The sequence below is a fragment of the Pseudomonas sp. SK genome, assembly GCF_012975065.1.
In the GTDB taxonomy this organism is placed as follows: Bacteria; Pseudomonadota; Gammaproteobacteria; order Pseudomonadales; family Pseudomonadaceae; genus Aquipseudomonas; species Aquipseudomonas anuradhapurensis.
The window spans coordinates 3,242,489-3,261,207 of the sequence record NZ_CP051857.1; the positions used below are offsets into that span (position 1 = coordinate 3,242,489).

At 65.2% G+C, this 18,719-nt stretch carries 21 protein-coding genes; 8 read left to right on the forward strand and 13 right to left on the reverse strand.

The genetic code is table 11. The annotated features are described in order from the left end of the window. Positions 1-72: 72 nt before the first annotated feature. Positions 73-1,092, forward strand: coding sequence for an XdhC family protein (locus HG549_RS14870; RefSeq protein ID WP_170030268.1), 1,020 nt, complete (start codon positions 73-75; stop codon positions 1,090-1,092). A gap of 126 nt (positions 1,093-1,218) precedes the next feature. On the opposite strand, the gene HG549_RS14875 is transcribed toward HG549_RS14870, so the two are convergent. The 4 genes from HG549_RS14875 to HG549_RS14890 all read right to left on the reverse strand — a co-directional run bounded on the left by HG549_RS14875 (position 1,219) and on the right by HG549_RS14890 (position 3,371). Then, positions 1,219-2,010, reverse strand: a complete 792-nt coding sequence (locus HG549_RS14875) for an ABC transporter substrate-binding protein (protein ID WP_170030269.1) — start codon at positions 2,008-2,010, stop codon at positions 1,219-1,221. 139 nt (positions 2,011-2,149) lie between these two features. Continuing rightward, a complete protein-coding gene (locus HG549_RS14880) occupies positions 2,150-2,791 on the reverse strand; it encodes a LysE family translocator (RefSeq protein ID WP_170030270.1) in 642 nt (213 codons plus the stop codon). Between the two features lie 53 nt (positions 2,792-2,844). Further along, positions 2,845-3,045, reverse strand: a complete 201-nt coding sequence (locus HG549_RS14885; protein ID WP_010954468.1) for a DUF1289 domain-containing protein — start codon at positions 3,043-3,045, stop codon at positions 2,845-2,847. Between the two features lie 8 nt (positions 3,046-3,053). Beyond that, positions 3,054-3,371 carry a hypothetical protein gene (locus HG549_RS14890; protein WP_170030271.1) on the reverse strand — a complete coding sequence of 106 codons (318 nt, stop codon included), beginning with the start codon at positions 3,369-3,371 and terminating at the stop codon, positions 3,054-3,056. Positions 3,372-3,684: 313 nt separating this feature from the next. Here HG549_RS14890 and HG549_RS14895 point away from each other — a divergent pair, with 313 nt between their 5' ends. Further along, positions 3,685-5,433 (forward strand): BCCT family transporter, encoded by a 1,749-nt coding sequence (locus tag HG549_RS14895; RefSeq protein WP_170030272.1) that lies wholly within the window; start codon positions 3,685-3,687, stop codon positions 5,431-5,433. 85 nt (positions 5,434-5,518) lie between these two features. Here HG549_RS14895 and HG549_RS14900 read toward each other — a convergent pair whose 3' ends face one another. Then, positions 5,519-5,998, reverse strand: a complete 480-nt coding sequence (locus tag HG549_RS14900; RefSeq protein WP_170030273.1) for a VOC family protein — start codon at positions 5,996-5,998, stop codon at positions 5,519-5,521. A gap of 225 nt (positions 5,999-6,223) precedes the next feature. On the opposite strand from HG549_RS14900, the gene HG549_RS14905 reads away from it, so the two are divergent. Further along, entirely contained in the window at positions 6,224-6,874 is a 651-nt protein-coding gene (locus HG549_RS14905) for a TIGR04211 family SH3 domain-containing protein (protein WP_170030274.1), read from the forward strand. Here the strand turns inward: HG549_RS14905 and HG549_RS14910 are convergent, their stop codons facing one another. Beyond that, positions 6,875-7,795 carry a LysR family transcriptional regulator gene (locus HG549_RS14910; protein ID WP_170030275.1) on the reverse strand — a complete coding sequence of 307 codons (921 nt, stop codon included), beginning with the start codon at positions 7,793-7,795 and terminating at the stop codon, positions 6,875-6,877. A gap of 124 nt (positions 7,796-7,919) precedes the next feature. Here HG549_RS14910 and HG549_RS14915 point away from each other — a divergent pair, with 124 nt between their 5' ends. Further along, a complete protein-coding gene (locus HG549_RS14915; RefSeq protein ID WP_170030276.1) occupies positions 7,920-8,654 on the forward strand; it encodes an SDR family NAD(P)-dependent oxidoreductase in 735 nt (244 codons plus the stop codon). Positions 8,655-8,672: 18 nt separating this feature from the next. After that, positions 8,673-8,879 carry a 4-oxalocrotonate tautomerase family protein gene (locus HG549_RS14920; protein WP_063913650.1) on the forward strand — a complete coding sequence of 69 codons (207 nt, stop codon included), beginning with the start codon at positions 8,673-8,675 and terminating at the stop codon, positions 8,877-8,879. Between the two features lie 23 nt (positions 8,880-8,902). On the opposite strand, the gene HG549_RS14925 is transcribed toward HG549_RS14920, so the two are convergent. After that, positions 8,903-9,784 (reverse strand): LysR family transcriptional regulator, encoded by an 882-nt coding sequence (locus tag HG549_RS14925; RefSeq protein ID WP_170030277.1) that lies wholly within the window; start codon positions 9,782-9,784, stop codon positions 8,903-8,905. A 112-nt stretch (positions 9,785-9,896) separates the two neighbouring features. On the opposite strand from HG549_RS14925, the gene argC reads away from it, so the two are divergent. Beyond that, complete coding sequence (gene argC, locus HG549_RS14930; protein WP_170030278.1) at positions 9,897-10,838, forward strand: N-acetyl-gamma-glutamyl-phosphate reductase; 942 nt, start codon at positions 9,897-9,899, stop codon at positions 10,836-10,838. A 79-nt stretch (positions 10,839-10,917) separates the two neighbouring features. After that, a complete protein-coding gene (locus HG549_RS14935) occupies positions 10,918-11,604 on the forward strand; it encodes a GNAT family N-acetyltransferase (RefSeq protein ID WP_170030279.1) in 687 nt (228 codons plus the stop codon). A gap of 48 nt (positions 11,605-11,652) precedes the next feature. Here HG549_RS14935 and HG549_RS14940 read toward each other — a convergent pair whose 3' ends face one another. From HG549_RS14940 to HG549_RS14960, 5 genes are read right to left on the reverse strand one after another with little or no spacing between them, the layout of a single operon-like run. Further along, positions 11,653-12,408, reverse strand: a complete 756-nt coding sequence (locus tag HG549_RS14940; RefSeq protein WP_170030280.1) for an ABC transporter permease — start codon at positions 12,406-12,408, stop codon at positions 11,653-11,655. Beyond that, positions 12,408-13,613, reverse strand: coding sequence for an ABC transporter substrate-binding protein (locus HG549_RS14945; protein ID WP_170030281.1), 1,206 nt, complete (start codon positions 13,611-13,613; stop codon positions 12,408-12,410). The genes HG549_RS14940 and HG549_RS14945 overlap by 1 nt, the downstream gene beginning before the upstream one ends. Further along, positions 13,600-14,421, reverse strand: coding sequence for an ABC transporter ATP-binding protein (locus HG549_RS14950; protein WP_170030282.1), 822 nt, complete (start codon positions 14,419-14,421; stop codon positions 13,600-13,602). The genes HG549_RS14945 and HG549_RS14950 overlap by 14 nt, the downstream gene beginning before the upstream one ends. Next, the gene (locus HG549_RS14955) at positions 14,418-15,482 is read right to left on the reverse strand and encodes an acyl-CoA dehydrogenase family protein (protein ID WP_170030283.1); all 1,065 of its coding nucleotides are present in this window, start codon (positions 15,480-15,482) and stop codon (positions 14,418-14,420) included. The genes HG549_RS14950 and HG549_RS14955 overlap by 4 nt, the downstream gene beginning before the upstream one ends. A gap of 49 nt (positions 15,483-15,531) precedes the next feature. Continuing rightward, positions 15,532-16,092, reverse strand: coding sequence for a carboxymuconolactone decarboxylase family protein (locus HG549_RS14960; protein WP_170030284.1), 561 nt, complete (start codon positions 16,090-16,092; stop codon positions 15,532-15,534). Between the two features lie 102 nt (positions 16,093-16,194). Here HG549_RS14960 and HG549_RS14965 point away from each other — a divergent pair, with 102 nt between their 5' ends. Next, a complete protein-coding gene (locus tag HG549_RS14965; RefSeq protein WP_170030285.1) occupies positions 16,195-17,106 on the forward strand; it encodes an AraC family transcriptional regulator in 912 nt (303 codons plus the stop codon). Between the two features lie 55 nt (positions 17,107-17,161). Here the strand turns inward: HG549_RS14965 and HG549_RS14970 are convergent, their stop codons facing one another. After that, positions 17,162-18,568 carry a cytosine permease gene (locus HG549_RS14970; protein WP_170030286.1) on the reverse strand — a complete coding sequence of 469 codons (1,407 nt, stop codon included), beginning with the start codon at positions 18,566-18,568 and terminating at the stop codon, positions 17,162-17,164. Positions 18,569-18,719 lie beyond the last annotated feature (151 nt).

Here is an 18,719-nt window from a genome sequence, read left to right on the forward strand (position 1 = left end):
GCTGTGGCAGCGGGCTTCTCCGCAAAGAGGCCGGCATAGCCACCCTTGCACATCCGATTTAGCGGAGTAACCATGGAAAGCATCGATCTGCTGGTGCTGCGCACCACCCGCGACTGGCTCGCCGCCGGTCACCGCGCTCTGCTCGCCACGGTCGCGCGCACCTGGGGCTCCTCACCGCGCCCGGTGGGCTCGATGATGGCCCTGCGCAGCGATGGCCGGGTAGTCGGCAGTGTCTCCGGCGGCTGTATCGAAGACGACCTCATCCACCGCTACACCAGCGCCCGTGGCGGCCCCGGGATGCCTGAAGGCCTGCCGCAGGTGGTGCGCTATGGCGTCAGCGCCGACGACGCCCACCGTTTCGGCCTGCCCTGCGGCGGCACCCTCGAACTGGTGCTGGAGTTCGCCCCGTCGCTGCCGCAGCTGGAACAGCTGCTGGCCAGCCTCGACAGCGGCAGCCTGGTGCGCCGCGACCTCGACCTGCGCAGCGGCACGGCCAGCCTCGCCGCCACCAGCACGCCCGAGCTGTTCAGCTTCGATGGCCAGCGCCTGTGCCACACCCTCGGCCCCGGCTACCGCTTGCTGCTGATCGGTGCCGGTGCGCTGGCCGAATACCTGGCGACCATGGCCCTGTTCAACGGCTTCAGTGTTTCCCTGTGCGACCCGCGCCCCGAGTACCGGGCGGGTTGGAACCTGGCTGGCGTCAATCACCTGGCCGGCATGCCGGACGACGTGGTGCGCGCCTTTGCCCCGGACTTGCGCAGCGCCATCGTCGCCGTCAGCCACGACCCCAAGCTGGACGACCTGGCCCTGCTCGAAGCCTTGCGCAGCCCGGCGTTCTACATCGGTGCGATTGGCTCGCGGCGCAACAGCCAACTGCGCCGTGAGCGCCTGATCGAACACTTCGGCGAAAGCGAAGCGTCACTGCAGCGCCTGCATGGCCCCATCGGGATCTATATCGGCAGCAAGACACCGGCGGAGATCGCGGTCAGCGTGATGGCCGAGCTCCTCGCTGCGAAGAACGCCGTCAGCCTGCCCGGCGCGGTCAATGTGACCCGGGCCAAGGAAGCCGAGCAGCTGTCACGGACCTTGTAGGAGCGGCCTTGCGTCGCGATGGGGCGCGAAGCGGCCCTGGCTTTCAGCTTCGCAGCGGAGATTGCCGGGGCGCTTCGCGCCCCATCGCGACGCAAGGCCGCTCCTACAAGGACCACGCAGCAGGGCCTACTGCCAACGCTCCAGGTTCTGCTGCAACAGCTGTTCCGGCAACGCCCCGGCTACGATCTTTTCCATTTCCCGCGCCAGCGCTTCACGCAACTGCGGCTGGTTGCAGGGCGAGTGATGCGACATCGCCAGGTACAGCCCTTCGCTGGAAATCGGCGGCTCCAGCACCCGCACAGTCCCGGCGATGCCCAAGCTGCGCACCAGGGCCATGCCAGGATACTGCTCGTACACCACGTAATCGCTGCGCTTGTGCAGCAACTTCTCGAACGCCTGCCTGGCGCCGGGTACTGCTTCGAGGGTGAGGTTGGCCCTGGCGTAATCGTCGAACTGCTGGCCATGGCTGTTGCTGACCAGTATGCCGCCCTTGCGGCCTTTCAGGTCAGCCCATTGCTGGTAGGCGAAGGCACTGTCCTGGCGCACCCAGACCACACTTGGGGTGTGCAGGAATGGCGGGGCGATGAAGTCCATCTGTTGCTGGCGGGCCTGGGTCAGGAAATACCCGGCCATCAGGTCGATACGGCCGGTGCGCACTTCTTCCTGCGCGCGCGACCACGGCCCGGTATAGATCAATTCGATTTCCAGCCCCAGCTGCTTGCCCAGGTATTTCAGCAGGTCGGCGTTGACACCGATCAGTTGCTGCGGGTTTTGCGGGTCGCGCCACAGATAAGGCGGGTATTCCGGGTTGCCGGTGGCCGTCAGCCGCCGGCATGGTTCATCTGCCACTGCTGCCAGCGGCAGCAGCAACAGGCACGGCAACCGCCGCAAGGCGTGGCGAAAGCAACGCTTGATCATGGACAACCCTCGGTCGGCTGCAGCATCTGTCTGTGCGCGCCATGAACAGTCTGGATCACCTGCGCTCCCCCCGCTGGCCGTCTGTCGGCCAGCACGGGTGGCCCGAAGCGGCAGGCGTCACGCCTGCACCACCCGTACCTCAGGCGCCCTGCCGGCGCATCGCCAGGATCGCTGCGCCAAAGCCGATGAAGGTGGTGCCCACTACCCGGCTGACCCAGCGTGACAGCGACGGCCGAGTGAGCACGCCCTTGGCGCGTGCCGCCAACGCGGCGTACAGGCTCAGCGAAACCAGCGACAAGGCCACGAAGATCCCGGTCAGGATCAGGAACTGTGGCAGCAATGCCGCCCCCTGGTCGATGAACTGCGGGAACAGCGCGGTGAAGAACATGGTCGCCTTGGGGTTGGTGACGGCCGTGAAGAAGGCTGACTTGTACAGTTTCAGCGGCGTCGGTCGTACCTTGGGCACCCCTTCTGCACCACCCTGTGCCAGCATCGGGCTGGTTTTCAGCAATTGCCGCGCGCCCAGGTAGAACAGGTAGCCGGCGCCCAGAATCTTCACGGCATTGAACAGCATTTCAGAACTGGCCAGCAGTGCGCCCAGCCCGAGCATGGCTGCAGCCGACAGGCAGAACAGGCCCGAGCCATTGCCCAGCGACGACCAGATCGCGCTGCGCTGGCCGTGGGCAAGGCTGTTGTTGATGGCCATCAGGGTGGCAGGGCCAGGGCTGGCGATCGCGATGGCCGCGACCAGGGTAAAGGCTAACAGCGAGTGAGAATCCATTTCAGGCTCGTCAGACAACAAAACAGGAAGGGCCGCGTGCAGGGTACGCAGGTTCAGCCGGCATTCTGCCGCTTGGCCGCCTTCTTGGCGATAGCTTTCATGCGCGTGGCCGCCCGCTGCACGGTGGCCATCTTCTCGGGGCGCTTCATGCCCCGCCATTTGCGGATTTCGTCGCGGGTGCGGCCACAGCTCACGCACAGCTCGCTATTGAGCTGGCACAACGAGACGCAAGGGTTGTCGATGTCTTTGGCCATGCTGCCACTTAGCCAGGCATGGCTGCCCGCGCTTGTGCCGCGGCGCCGTGGAACACCTGGCGTACGTCCTCGGCCTTGACCTTGCTGACCGACCTTGCAGCCAGCAGTTCGTCGACCACGCGCAAGCCCTGCTCCAGGGCGGTGGCCAGTTGCTCGCTGTCGGAGGCGTCGGCGATATCACCCAGATAAGGAGCGATGAGGTACACGTAACGGTCCTGCAGCTTGAGCGCTTCCAGCGCATCGAGGGCTTTCTGGAACCGATCGGCAGCGGCAGGGCTCATGCTCAATTTATCGAAATGAATCAGGCTCACACGGTCAGTGGCCATGTTGACGAATCTCCGTTTCCTGGTACGGCCAGGCCCACGCAGCAGCGCTTCTACGGTGCTTGGATGGGCGGGCCCGGTTAATGCCCTTCAGGGTACCAGAACGCGAAGCAGAAAGGGCCATCACCCCCAGAACTAAAAGTATTTGCCAGGTCGCGCAATGGACGCCCCACGGCGCTGTCGGGACAGGCGCTGGCATTTCCCGCGCAGGATAATCGCGTCAGCAGTTTCCCGCCGAGGCAGTGCGCGAGCCCGGTAGCCCACACGACAACAAGCCTGCACCAGCAGGTAAGCCAGAAAAAGGGCCCTGAAATTCATGGCAAAGGAACACATCACCGAAACGCTCGACCTTGGCGTGACAGACCCCTCGAAAACCGCGGAAGCACGCCAGGACCGGCATTTCGAGGGCAAGCTCGACTGGATCGTCTTTGGCTTCACCAGCCTCCTGGCAATCGCTTTCGTCCTCTGGGGCTTCCTCAACCAGGCCAGCCTCGCCCGCAACGCCTCCAGCGCGCAGTCCTGGGTCATCCTCAACTTCGGCTGGTTCTTCGTGCTGACCTCCACCCTGTTCGTGGTGTTCGTGCTATGGCTGGCCGCCAGCCGCTACGGCCGGGTACCACTGGGGCGGGATGGCGAACAGCCCGAGTTCCGCACGGTGTCCTGGGTGGCGATGATGTTCAGCGCCGGCATGGGCATCGGCCTGATGTTCTTCGGCGTTGCCGAGCCCCTTTCGCACTACGTGTCACCACCGCCAGGGACAGCCGCTGGGCAGACCAGCGAAGCGATGCAGGTGGCCATGGCCACCACGCTGTTTCACTGGACCCTGCACCCATGGGCCATGTACGCCATCGTCGGCCTGGTGATTGCCTACGGCACCTTCCGTCGCGGCCGCTCGCAGCTGATTTCCGCCGCCTTCCGGCCGTTGATCGGCAAGCATGCCAATGGCCCGCTGGGCCGCATGATCGACATGATGGCGATCTTCGCCACGCTGTTCGGTTCGGCCGCCTCACTCGGCCTGGGCGCCCTGCAGATTGCCGGCGGCCTGGAATACAACGGCTGGATCGACAACCCCGGCAAGCTGTTCTACATCTCGGTCATCACCCTGCTGACCATCGCCTTCGTCACCTCGGCGGTTTCCGGCATCGGCAAGGGTATCCAGTGGCTGTCCAACACCAACATGGTGCTGGCCCTGGTGCTGGCGGCGTTCGTGTTCATGGTGGGCCCGACCCTGCTGATGCTCAACCTGTTGCCGACCTCGATCGGCATCTACATCAAGATGCTCCCGGAAATGATGGCCCGCACCAATGCCAGCGGCGGCGAGCAGATGAACAGCTGGCTGGCCGGCTGGACCGTGTTCTACTGGGCCTGGTGGATTTCCTGGACGCCATTCGTGGGCATGTTCATCGCCCGCATCAGCCGTGGCCGTACCATCCGCCAGTTCGTCACCGGCGTATTGCTGGTTCCGAGCCTGGTCAGCCTTGTGTGGTTCACCATCTTCGGCGGCGCGAGCATCGAGGCCCTGCGCGATGGTGCCTTCCAACTGGCCAATGGCGCAGTCAACAGCAACCATGCGCTGTATCAGTTGCTGGCCAGCTACCCGCTGGCCTCGGCGACCTCGGTGCTGGTAATGATCCTGGTGGGCATCTTCTTCGTCTCGGGGGCCGACGCTGCCTCGCTGGTCATGGGCACACTGTCGGAACACGGCACCACCACGCCATCGCGCCGCACAGTGATCTTCTGGGGCGCGCTGACCGGTACGGTGGCGGCGATCATGCTGGCCATCGGCGACCCACGCGACCCCGGCGAGGCGCTCACCGGGCTGCAGAACCTGACCATCGTCGTGGCCCTGCCGTTCGTGGTGGTGATGGTGCTGCTGTGCCTGGCGCTGTACCGCGACCTGCGCAAGGACCCGATGATGCTGCGCCACCTGCGCGGTAACGAACTGATCGAAAAGGCCGTGCTGTATGGCGCGGTCAAGCACGGCGAGGAGTTCTACATCGTGGTGCAGGAGAAGAAGGCATCCAGCAAGGCCACGCCAGCGGCAAGCGAAGTGTCCGAAACCTGACGCGGCCTGTGTGGGGCCGATAGCCGCGAATCATCCACCCCCTGGCACCGGCTTCGCCGGTGTTCGCGGCTACCTACCCCTCGGCTCAGCCCTTCAGGGCGGCCTCGATCCTGGCCACATCGATCTTGCCCATCTGCATCATGGCCTCGAACGCGCGCTTGGCCGCCGCGCGATCCGGGTGGCCGATGGCTTCGATCAGGACGCGTGGGGTGACCTGCCAGGAAATCCCCCAGCGGTCCTTGCACCAGCCGCAGACGTTGGCCTCGCCACCATTATCGACAATGGCATTCCAGTAGCGGTCGGTCTCGGCCTGGTCCTCGGTACTGACCTGAAACGAAAACGCCTCGCAATGGCTGAAGGCCTTGCCGCCATTGAGCCCCACGCAAGGTATGCCCATGACGGTGAATTCGACAGTGATCACATCGTCCTGCTTGCCCGACGGGTAGTCGCTCGGTGCCTTGTGCACCGCCGTCACCCGGGTATCGGGGAAAACGCTGGCGTAGAAGGTCGCCGCCGCCTCGGCATCGTTGTCGTACCAGAGGCAAATGGTGTTCTTGGCAGTCATGGTCTTGCTCCATGAAAGAGGTGAACACTTGAGTCTAGCGCGCCGCATCAAACACCGGCGCGAGCCCGGCCAAGTGGCTGCTTCTGCAATATTCTGCAGACATTTCCGACGTCAGGTGGTGAACCTGCCGATAAAAAAACGGTCTTTCGCTGGCGGTCAACTCACCGACCGGTTCATCGGCCCAGTCACCGGGCCTACCTTTGTCCTGTTTCAGCGAAGACCAACATGCCCGATTCCCGCCCGACTGCTTCCGCCCTCACTGCCCTGCGCAGCGGCCTGATTGCCACCCTTGTGGCCCTTGCCGCGCCGGTGCACGCCGAAGAGCCCGCCAGCGATGCACGCTGGGTCAGCGACAGCCTGAGCACCTATGTGCGCAGCGGCCCGACCGATGGCCACCGCATCGTCGGTACCCTCAAGTCCGGGCAGAGACTGACCCTGATCGGCACCCAGGGCAACTACAGCCAGGTGCGTGGCCAGAATGGCGACGTGGTGTGGATTCTCAGCAGCGACCTGCAAGCGGTGCCGGGCCAGGGCGAGCGCCTGCCGCAGCTCGATGCCCAGGTCGCGGACCTGACCGGGCAGCTGAAGACCATCGACGACAGCTGGAAGAACCGTGTCCAGGGCATGCAGGAGACGCTCGATTCACGGAAAAAGCTGATCGATGAACTGCAGGCGCGCAACCAGGCATTAAACGAACAGCTCGACCAGAGCCAGTCGGACCTGCGCGATACCAAGGCCCGCCTGGGTGACGAGAACAAGCAGGTGATGATGCGCTACATGGTGTATGGCGGCAGCATTGCTGGCGCTGGCCTGCTGGCGGGGCTGATCCTGCCGTCGCTGACCCGTGGGCGCAAGAAGAACGATCGCTGGTTCTGATCAGCCGCGTGCTGAGCCGGCTTCGGCGAACAGGAAGTCGATCAATACCCGCACCCGCAACGGCATATGCCGAGCCTGCGGGTAGAGCAGCATGAACGGCCTTGACGTCCCGCCATACGCGCTCAGTACCTCCACCAGCTCGCCACTGGCCAGGGCATCGGCCACGGTAAACCGGTAAGCCTGCATCAGGCCGCCGCCATGACGCACCAGCGTGGCGGTGGCGAGGAAGTCGCCCTGGCAGGTGAACGGCCCCTGGGTGTCGAGCTCCACCTGTACCCCACCCTGGCGAAAGGTCCAGGCTGGGCGACGGCCAGTGCTGGGCAGCTCGAACTGGATGCACTCATGCTGCAGCAAGTCATGCGGGGTTTGCGGGGTGCCGGCACGGGCCAGGTAACCCGGCGTGCCCACCACCACCAGCTCGGCATCCTCCAGACGCCGCGCCACCAGGCGCGAATCGGCCGGCTCGCGGCCACGAATCGCCAGGTCGAACGGTTCCTCGGCAAAGTCGACATTGCGGTTGCTGACATGTACATCCACCTGCACGCCCGGGTAGCGCTGGCGGAACCGCGGCAGCAGCGGCAGCAAGCGGTGGTGGGCATAAGGCGTGGGCGCGCTGATGCGCAAGCGGCCGCTCGGCTCGACCTGCCCGCCGGTAACCTGGCGCTCGGCCTCGACCAGCTGCCCCAGCGCCTGCCGACATTGCTGGTAATAGGCCTGGCCCGCAGCGGACAGGCGCATCTGCCGGGTGGTTCGGACAAACAGGCGCACCCCCAGGCGTTCCTCCAGGCGTGCCACGCTGCGGCTGACCGCCGCCGGGGTGACGCCAGCCTCGGTGGCGGCAGCACTGAAGCTGCCCCGCTCGGCAGCCAGGCAGAACAGCTCCAGGCTGCCCAGTTGCAGGTCATCGAAATGGCGGCTCATGGCGGTTCGATTGATTACATGGTGTATCGATTGAAATACCATGCGCCTCATTTTTCAAGTAGCGGTAACGTCCTAGAGTGGCTCCACACCGAGCTCACGGCTCACTTCACTGGAGATCCGCCACATGAACACCGCACGTACCGTCATCATCACCGGGGCCTCCAGCGGCCTGGGTTTCGCCCTGGCCGAGGCCTTCCTCGAACGCGGCGACAACGTGATCGGCAACGCCCGCAGCCAGGCCCGCCTGGAGCAGGCCGCCGCCCGCCTCGGCCAGCCTTCGCGCTTCATCGGCGTAGCCGGTGACATCGCCGAGCCAGGCACCGCACAGCGCCTGTTCGCCCGCGCCGTGGAGGCCTTCGGCGGTGTCGACCTGCTGATCAACAATGCCGGCATCTTCATTGCCAAACCAGCCACGGAGTACAGCGCAGCGGATGTCGACGCGCTGGTCGGCACCAACCTCAAGGGGTTCTTCTACCCGGCCCAAGAGGCGGCGCGGCTCATGACCCGCCAGGGGCATGGCAAGATCATCGCCATCACCGCCTCCATCGCCCTGCAACCGGACACCCGCGTGCCGGCCTTGCTGCCGGTGCTGGTCAAGGGCGGCCTGAACCAGGCGGTGAAAGGCCTGGCACTGGAGCTGGCGGCCAGCGGCGTGCAGGTGAATGCCGTGGCGCCGGGGATCATCGACACGCCGCTGCATGGCGGCAACATGCAGGGGATGGGCGCGCTGTCACCCAGTGGCCGCACCGGCTCGCCGCAGGATGTGGTGGACGCCGTGCTGTACCTGGCCGACTCACGCTTCGTCAGTGGTGTCATCCTGCCGGTGGATGGCGGTAGCACCGCTGGCACCTGGCACTGAGTGGAGGCGCGAACAGCCATGCCGTATGTCCATATTCGTGTTACCGATGAAGGGGTGAGCGCGGAACACAAGCGCCAGTTGATCGAACAGACCACGCACATGTTGCAGCAGGTACTGGGCAAGCCGCCGGCCAGTACCTTCGTGGTGATCGAGGAAGTGCCGACCGATAACTGGGGGGTAGGTGGCGAGACGGTGACCGCGGTGCGAGCGCGAGAACGGGGGTGAAACCTGGGGGCTGCGGCAGCCCCCTACTGCCGCAGCCGCTCCAATGCCTGCAGCACATATCCGGTGGCCCGCTCCACCTGCCCTTTGCGGCAGGCGATACCCAGTTGCCGCCACAGCCCCGGGCGCAGCGGCCGGCGGACGATGCGCCGGTCCAGTTCGGCCGCCTCGCCTTCCTGCGGCAACAATGTTGCCCCGTACCCGGCCCCGACCAGGCTCTTGATCGCATCGTTGTAGTTAAGCTCGATGCGTGCTTCGGGGTACAACCCTGCCGCCGCGAACCATTCGCCAGTCACCCGCGACAACTGGGTACTGCTGTCGTTGAGGATCAATGCCCGTTGCGCCAGCCAGGCCGGCGTGACTTTGGCCGGCGGCTGCCAGTCGGCCGGCACATAGGCCAGGATCGGGTCGCGCCGCCAAGGGGTGACTTCAAGCCCTTTGCCAGCCACCTGCGGCAGGGCCACCAGGCCGATATCCAGGGTGCCCTCGCGCAAGCGGGCCAGCGATGCCTGGGACGTCAGTACCTGTACTTGCACATCGACCCCCGGGTGCACGGCACGCAAATGCTCCAGCGCCTGCGGCAGCAGGTGGGCAATGGCACCGGTCGAGGCGCCCAGGCGCACCCTGCCGGTCAGCCCCTCGACCTGCCGGCGCACTTCATCCAGCGCCTGGTCGGCATCGGCCAACAAGCGCCGGGCGCGGGCCAGCAGGGTTTCGCCGATGGCGGTCGGGCGCACCTGGCCGCGAGCACGGGTGAGCAACGGCGCGCCGATGCGCGCCTCCAGCTCGGCCACGTGCAGGCTGATGGTTGGCGGCGCCAGGTTGAGCTGGCGGGCGGCCTCGGCAAACGAGCCGAGGTCGACGATCACCACCAGCGTGCGCAGGCGGTCGAGGCTGATTTCGCGCATATCAAGGGCCGTGTTGTTCAGCAAATCTGAATGTTGCCATCATGATATTCAAATTTCCTTTACCAATACCACAGGCGAGCATAGGCCATCCTTCCCCGAGCGGACGCTGACCATGCACACCCCTGTTGTCTTCATCGACGGTGACCAAGGCACCACCGGCCTGCAGATCCACGCGCGCCTGCAAGGGCGTCGCGACCTGAGCCTGCTGACCTTGCCGGATGCCGAACGCAAAGACCCGCAACGCCGCCGCGAGGCGATCAACAGCGCCGACATCGCCCTGCTGTGCCTGCCCGATGACGCCGCACGCGAAGCGCTGGCAACGATTGAAAACCCGCAGGTGCGGGTGATCGATGCAAGCTCTGCGCACCGCACGAGCCCAGGCTGGGTCTATGGGCTGCCGGAGCTCGACGAGCAGCAAGCCGAACGCATTGCCCACAGCAAGCGCGTCAGCAACCCCGGCTGCTACCCCACCGGGGCCATCGCCCTGCTGCGGCCACTGGTCCAGGCTGGCCTGCTGCCAGCGGATTACCCGCTGAACATCCACGCCATCTCCGGCTATTCCGGTGGTGGCCGCGCGGCAGTCGAACGGCATGAGCAGCCCGCCACCGACAAGGCCCCGACCCTGCAACTGTATGGCCTGGAGCTGGCGCACAAGCACGTGCCAGAAATTCAGCAGCACGCCGGGCTGTCGGCCCGGCCGATGTTCATCCCCGGTTATGCGGCCTACCGCCAGGGTATTGTGCTGAGCATCCCGCTGCAGTTGCGCCTGCTGCCCGGCCAGGTCAGCGCCGCGCAGTTGCAGGCTTGCCTGGAGCAGCATTACCAAGGTGCCCGCCACGTCCAGGTCATGCCCCTGCATCAGCACGGTGCAGCGCCAACGCTGGACCCGGAGGCCTTGAACGACAGCAACGACCTGCGCCTGGCACTGTTCGCCAACCCCGAACATGGCCAGGTGCTGCTGACCGCCGTGTTCGACAACCTTGGCAAAGGTGCCTCGGGTGCGGCAGTGCAAAACCTCGACCTGATGCTCGGTGCGTTGCAGCTACAAGGCTGATGGCAAAAAACGGTTAGACTACAGGGCCTGCGCCGACACGGCGCGGGCCGTCTATCCAACCGCCGGAGCCCGCCCCCCGATGTTCATCCTGAGCCGCCTCGACAGCGTGCCGCCCGAATCTTTCCAGAACCAGATCCGCGAGCTGGTGATCCACAATGTCGGCGCACTGAGCAGTGTTGCCATCAGCGCCGACAACCCGCTGTATCCGCTGTACCAGTACGGCGTCGGCATGGAGGTGCACCAGTACCTGCAGGCGCTGGACGGCAGCCGCGGCCTGGCCGTGGCGCTGACCCTGGCGCTGGATGCCGAAGCGCCGGACCAGTTGCTGGGCTTTGCCCTGTCACTGCCAGCCGAGGATGACAGGCAGGTGTGTGCGCTGGCCTTTCTGGCCGTGCGCCCCAGCCATCGCCGCCAGGGCATCGCCCGCGCCCTGTTGGCCGAGCTGCAGGCACGCCACGCCTGCGTCGAACTGAATGCCTTTGCCAGCCAGGTGCCGTGGTTCGAGGCCATGGGCATGCAGGTGGTGGCCGCCAATGGCCCACAAGTGCTGATGAGCAGCACCGGGCGCGCCAGCGGTGCGTTGATCGGGCGGCTGGATATCGCGCCGATCTACCAGACGGCCGAAGTGATGCAGATCCATACCTACCTGCTCAACCAGCAGGGTGAGGATGCCATGCTCGAAGCGGAACAGCAGCGTGATGAGCGGCTGGATGAGTTGACCGCTCAGGCACAGGCGTGTGTGCACCAGCGCCATACCGTGCACTGATCCAAGGGCTTGTTCGCGGGTTTACCGGCGAACAAGCCCCATGGACCTTCAACCATGCACCCAGCGCCGATGCAGCCCTCGCGCCAGGGCATCCAGCACGAACCCCAACACCCCGATGAGCAACACCATCGCCATCAGTTCGGAATACGCCAGGCGGTCGCGGGTATCGAGAATGAAGTAGCCCAACCCGGCGCTCACCCCGAGCATCTCGCACGGCACCAGCACGATCCACAGAATGCCGATGGCCAGGCGCACACCGGTGAGCACATGGCCGATCACCCCCGGCACGATCACCTTGCACAAGGTTTCCCAACGGGTGGCACTCAAACTGCGGGTCAACTGCAGCCAGCGCGGGTCCAGCTGCCGGACCCCGGCGGCGGTGTTCAGCAGGATTGGCCACAACGCGGCAAATGCCAGCAGGAAATAGATCGGCTGGTCACCCACCCCCATCAGCATCACCACCACCGGCATCCACGACAACGGCGAGATCATCCGCAGGAACTGGAACGCCGGGGTGGTCGCGGCCTCCAGGTGCCGGTAGCTGCCCACCAGCAAGCCCAGCGGCACCCCGATCAGCAGCGCCAGCAGCAAGCCGATCAGGATGCGCTTGAGGCTGACCCAGATATGCCCGTAGACCTCGCCCTGCCCCAGCAACTCGGCCAGGCTGGCCAGGGTCGCCTGGGGCGAGAAGCGTGCCGACAGGCCATCGGCCTCGCCGAATACCTGCACGCCCGCCCACCACAACAACAGCAACCCCAGCAGGCCGGCCAGGCCGAGGCCGGCATGTACGACATGCTTGCGCATCAGACCGCGAACTCCTCGCTACGCTGGTAGTTCTCGGCAATGCCGAACACCGAGGGGCCACCGACGGCGGCGATGGCGTTGCGCACGAAGCGATCGTCAACCAGGTCGCGGGCGGTGTGCGCCGGGTCCAGGCTGGCAAGGAAACTGTGCTCGCCCTCGATCAAGGTGTGCTTGAGGCGCTTGACCAGCTCTTCGGTATAGCTGGGGTACGGGTAGGGCTGGAAGTCGATGCGCTTTTCATCCCACTGCCGATGTTGAATCGCCCCACTGGCAATGTAGCTGGCGCGGTCGTCGGCAGCCGGGGCCAGCACCTTGGTCAGCACCGCCGGTTCATGCGGCGTGTACTTGTTGGGGCCGGCCTTGGACAACAGCGCCGCCGCTTCGGCGCGGTGGTCGCGGGTCCATTGCTGGGCCTTGACGATGGCGTTGACCACCTTCTGCGACCACTCCGGGCGGTTGTTCAGGTCATGTTCATGCATGAACACCACACAGCAGGCGTGGTTGCGCCACACATCGCCGGTGAAGCGCTGTACACGCCCGACCTTGAGGTTCTCGGCCAGGGCGTTGAACGGTTCGGCGACGATATAGCCGGCGATGCGCTTGCTGGCCAGGGCCGGCGGCATGTCCGAGGGCGGCAGCACCAGCAGGTTGACCTCGTTGGCCGCTAGTTGGCTGTCGGCGGGCTTCGACACCGGCGTCAGGCCGTTGTCGCCGAGCATCTGCTGCAGCACCACATTGTGGATCGAATACCAGAACGGGATGGCTACGGTCTTGCCGCCCAGCTGCTTGATGTCGGTGATGTCCGGCGCCACGGTAAGGCCCGAGCCCCCCACATGGTTCCAGGCCACCACCTTGGCCGGCACTTTGCTGGCATAACGTGCCCACACGGTCATCGGCGACAGCAGGTGGATGACGTTGACCTGGCCCGAGATGAACGCCTCGATCACTTGCGCCCAGCTGCGCAACAGCACCGGGCGCTCGGCCTTGATGCCTTCGGCCTCGAACAGGCCGTTGTTGTGCGCCACCAGCAACGGCGTGGCATCGGTGATCGGCAGGTAGCCGATGCGCACCGGCGCGTCGGGCTCGGCGGCGGCACGGGCCTGCAGGCTGGACAGCAGCGGCACGGCCCCGGCAGCAGTCAGCATGGCACTGAGCTTGAGGAAATCACGACGCGAGGTGGAGGAACAGCAGTCATCCATGCACATGTACAGGCTCCGAAGGCAACGAGGTAGAGGAAGGTGCAGCGGTGCGGCTGGCCCGCCGAAGGGTCTTGAGAATCTCGATTCGCAGTGCGCCCAGTTCCTCGACCCGCTGCGCACGCGGTTGTGGCAGGTCGATGTGCCATTGGCCGAGGATGTGCGCCGGGTGATCGCCCAGTAGCAGCACCCGGTCGGACAACAACAAGGCTTCGTCGATATCGTGGGTAATCAGTACGGCTGCGGTGTTATGGGTAGCGATCAGCTGCAGCAGCAATTGCTGCATGTCGGCACGGGTCACTTCGTCGAGCGCACCGAACGGCTCGTCAAGCAGCAGCACCTCAGGCTGGCGCGCCAGGCAGCGTGCCAGTGCGGTGCGCTGGGCCATGCCGCCGGACAGCTGCGCCGGGTACTGGCTGCGCGCATGGGCCAGGCCCACCGCGCCGATGGCATGGTCGATGCGGGCATGGCGCTCGGCAGCGGCCAGCTTGGGCTGGCGGGCGAAATCCAGGCCAAAGGCGACGTTCTTTTCCAGGCTCAGCCAGGGCAGCAGGCTCGGGTCCTGGAAGGCCACCGCCAGGCGTGGATGGGGCCCTTGCAGCGGCTCACCGTGCAGGGTCACGCGGCCGCCCTGCGGCTGCTGCAGGCCGGCCAGCACCCGCAGCAGGCTGGACTTGCCCACCCCACTGGGGCCAAGTATGGTCACCACCTCCCCTGGCGCCAGTTGCAGGTCGAAGCGCGCCAGCACTTGCTGCCAGCCGCCGTCGCGTGGGTAGCCCAGGCTGATCTCGCAGGCTTCGAGCAATACCTGGCTCATGCGCTGGCAGCCTGGCGATGCAGCTCGGCACGCAGCTGCACCAGGCTTGGGGTGACGATGGGCACGAACGCCGACTCGCGCCAGCGGCGGGCGAAACCGGCACCGAACTCATCGAGGTACGCCTTGCCGCCGCTGGCTTGCAGCTCCAGCTGCACGGCATCGGCAGCACATTCAGCGAGGATGATGCGCAACTTGAACAGCGCCGCCGGCTGGCTTTGGAAGCGCCCTTCGAGCAAACCGTGCTTGAGCTCGGCCACGGTGTTTTCCAGCCGCTCGTCGAGGACCTGGCGATGCTCTTCGAGGAACGACAGCCGCCCATGGAGGTGGTCGTGCACCTCGTGCAGCGAACGCCGCGCCAGGCCGATGGCCATGCCGCACTGCAAGGCAAGAAACGCCGGGCGCACCTTGGGCAGGAACGCGCGGGCGTTGTCGTGCAGCAGCCAGTCACGGCCGAGCTCTACCTGGTGGAACGCCAGCGCTGCGGTATTGCTCGATTGCAGGCCCATCAGCTCCAGGTCATCAGAACGCTCCAGCCCCTGGCTGTCGGAGGGAATGGCCAAGACGAAGGGTGAACCGCCAGTATCGTCCTCGATGGCTGCCGCCACCACGAACCCGCTCTTGCGCAGGTTGGTCACCCAGTGCAGCCGGCCTTCCAGTGTCCAGCCCGCCGCCCCGGGGCGGCCACGCACTTGCAGCGCCTCGATCCCGGAAAGGAATTTCATGGCGTTGGACAATCCGGTGGCCCCCGCCAGCTCGCCGGTCAGCAGGCCGGGCAGCAGGCGCTCACGCAGGGCCTGGTTAGGGCTTTGCAGCAGGTATTCGATGAACGCCCGCTGGCCCCAGCAGACAAAGGCTGCGGCCAGTGAGCGGCTGGCGATGGCGGCGATGGCCTCGACCGCATCGGTGACCGTGCCACCGTTGCCCCCCAGTGCGGGGTCGACGCCAATGCGCAGCAGCTGCGATTCGGCGATGTGCGCCAGCACCAGTTGCGGGTCGCACTGCCCCTGGTCGATTGCCTCGGCATTGGCATCCAGCCATTGACGAAATGCAGCATCAAGCATGTCCCTACTCCTTTTGATATCACAGGCGCCACCAGCGCCAGGCGCACAGTTACGCGGTTGGCTGCCAGCGGTACTTGCTCAGCTCGTCATTGAGCGGCGTCTGGGCGAACACATTAGCAAAGTTGCACAGGGTTGCGAGGCTCACCCCCAGAATCACCTCCAGCGCATTCCCTTCGCTGAAACCGGCCGCGCGGAAGGCCTGGTAAGTGGCCTCGCTGACATTGCCACGGGTGGCGATCACTTCGCGGGCGAAGGCGGCCAGGGTTTCGTAGCGCGCATCCGGCAGTTCGCCACGGGCCCGCAGGGCATCGACCACCGCCGGCGGCAGCTTGGCCTTGTTCAGCGCCACCGCGGTATGGCCGGCCACGCAGAAGTCACAGCCATGCTGGGTGGCGGCAATCAGTTGCACCACTTCGCGCTCGGCCAGGCTCAGGTCGGCCTTGCCGTTGAGGGCCGAAACGGTCACGTAGGTTTCCAGTGCCGCCGGGGCGTTGGCCAGCACACCCAGCAGGTTGGGGATGAAGCCGGAATTCTGCTGGGCATTCTCGAGGAACGGGCGGGCCGCTTCCGGGGCGCTGTGCAGGGTGTGTAAAGTAATGCGCGACGACATGCGGTGGTCTCCTGTGATGGGTGTCACTACAGTCTGTTGGTTATAAGCATTACCCTCCATATTCATCAGTCGCCTTTCCTTGCTCTTGAGTCTTTGCCTTAGATGATTTCGTCCAGCCACCTTGTCGATGGGTTATTAGAGGGCCTGGAACTCGATGCCAGCCTGTTTCATGTCGGCCGCTATTGTGGTGGCTGGCACGCCAGCACCCAGGGCATGGGCCGCGCCAGCTTCCACTTGGTGGTGCAGGGGCATTGCTGGCTGCACATCGACGGCCAACCCGCTGCCATACACCTGGCAGCCGGCGATGCGGTGTTCCTGCTGCGCGACCTTGGCTATCGCCTGGCCAGTGAACCAGACCTGGCCGCTGCCTGTGCCCAGCCACGCCAGCCCATGCAGCCGCTGGACGCCGAGGCAGTCGATGGCGTGGGGCTGGTGTGCGGCTTCTTTCACTTCAAGCCGGGTTTGTCATCGCTGATCGTCGAAGGCCTGGCCGACTGGATACTGCTGCGCGCCGACGAACCGGCTGGCCATGCAGCGCGGGCGTTGTTCGAGTTGATCCTGGAGGAATGCCGGCGTCCCGCCGGCCCGTCGCAAACCTTGCTGGAGCGGTTGACCCACCTGCTGTTCCTTTATGTGCTGCGCCAACAGGTGCATACCGGGCGCCCATTGGGCGGGTTGGTCGCGCTTGCCCGCCAGCCGGCCTTTGCCGGGCTGCTGGCGCAATTGATAGAGCAACCGGGGCAAGCCTGGACGCTGGCCAGCATGGCGGCCTGCACCGGGTTGTCACGCTCGGCTTTTTTCAAGCGTTTCAATGAACTGTCTGGGCAGTCCCCAGGGCAGGTGCTGCTGGCGTTGCGCATGCGCCATGCCCGCCAGCTGCTGCAGGCGGGGCACACCGTCGAGCAGGTAGGCGCACAGGTGGGGTATCAATCGGTTGCGGCGTTTACCCGGGCGTTCGCCAAGGCGGTGGGTATGCAGCCGGGAGCGTACCGGCGCCAGCATGAAGGGCGCTGAGCCTTGTTGCGCCGGCGATGGGCTGCAACGCAGCCCGTGTTGCTACAACCGTCTATCAGTCATTGACACTCACTACCCGCCCCGCCTTCTCGCCAGCGTTGCCACGAGTGGCCAGGCAGTAATACAGCGGCACCGTCACCAGCAAGCCGAACAGCCACGACAGGTCGGCCCCTTCGACGATGTTCGAATATGGCCCCACATACAGCGAGGTATTGGCAAACGGCAGCTGCACCAGGATGCCGCAGGCGTAGGCGATGATCGCGTGGTGGTTGAAGCGGCCATAGATGCCGCCGTCGGCACGGAAGATCGAGGCGATGTCGTACTGGCCTTTCTTGATCAGGTAGAAGTCGATCAGGTTGATCGACGCCCACGGCACCAGCACCAGCAACAGGGCCAGGATCAGGCCGATGAACTGGCCGATGAAGTCTGCCGAAGCATTCAGCGCCACCAGGCCACAACCCAGCAGAATCACCGCTGCCAGCATTACCCGCACCTTGATGCTCGGCGTCCACGCGGCGACGAAGGTCTGGATCGCGGTGACGATCGACAGCACCGCGCCATACAGGTTGAGGGCGTTGTGGCTGATGATGTTGAGCAGGAACAGCACCATCAGGATCGGGCCCAGCCAGCCGGTGGCCTGCTTGACTGCATCCATCGCATCGGTGCCCTCGGGCACGCACAGCACCGCCACTGCACCGAAGCTGAAGCACAGGATGGTGCCCAGGGTGGCGCCGAAATAGGTCGCCCAGAACGGTTTGGCGATGCCTACTTCACGCGGCAGGTAGCGCGAATAGTCGGAGGTGTAGGGCGAGAAGCTGATCTGCCAGATGGTGCCCAGCGACACCGTGGCGATGAAGCCCGACAGGTTGAATGCGCCACGGCTGAAGAAATCGGCCGGTAGCGCCTGGGCGAACATCATGATGAAGCCGGCCAGCAGCGCCGAGCCCATCACCCAGGTACCGATGCGGTTGAGCACGTGGATGAAGCGGTAGCCGATCACGCCGATGGCGGTGGCGCTCAGGGCGCCGATCACGATCGCGCCCGGCATTGGCACGCTCGGGGCGATGCCATGGATGGTCTTGCCCGCCAGCACGATGTTGGAAATGAAGAAGCCGACGTAGATCAGCGCCGTGAAGAACACGATCAGCAGCGCGCCGTAGCGGCCGAACTGGCCACGGCTCTGCACCATCTGCGGAATGCCCAGCTGCGGTCCCTGCGCAGAGGCCAGGGCGATCACCACGCCCCCGGCAAGATGGCCCAGCACGATGGCGACCAGCCCCCACAGCAGGTTCAGGTGGAACACCTGGACCACCATGGCGCCAGTGACGATGGGCAGTGGCGCGATGTTGGTACTGAACCAGAGGGTGAACAGGTCGCGCGCCTTCCCGTGGCGCTCGGCAGGTGGAACGTAATCGACCGTGTGGTTCTCGACAAACGGGTGTTGCGACGACGGTTGGGACATAGGATTTCAGCTCGAAAGGTCGTTTTTATCTTTGTAAGGAAACCGCATCAAGGCGGCCTCTCAGCTGCGGACCATATTATGGTATTCCAAACTTTTGACAACACTGATCCGCAGGAAAAACTGCCCACTGATCTGTTTGCAAAGCCATGGC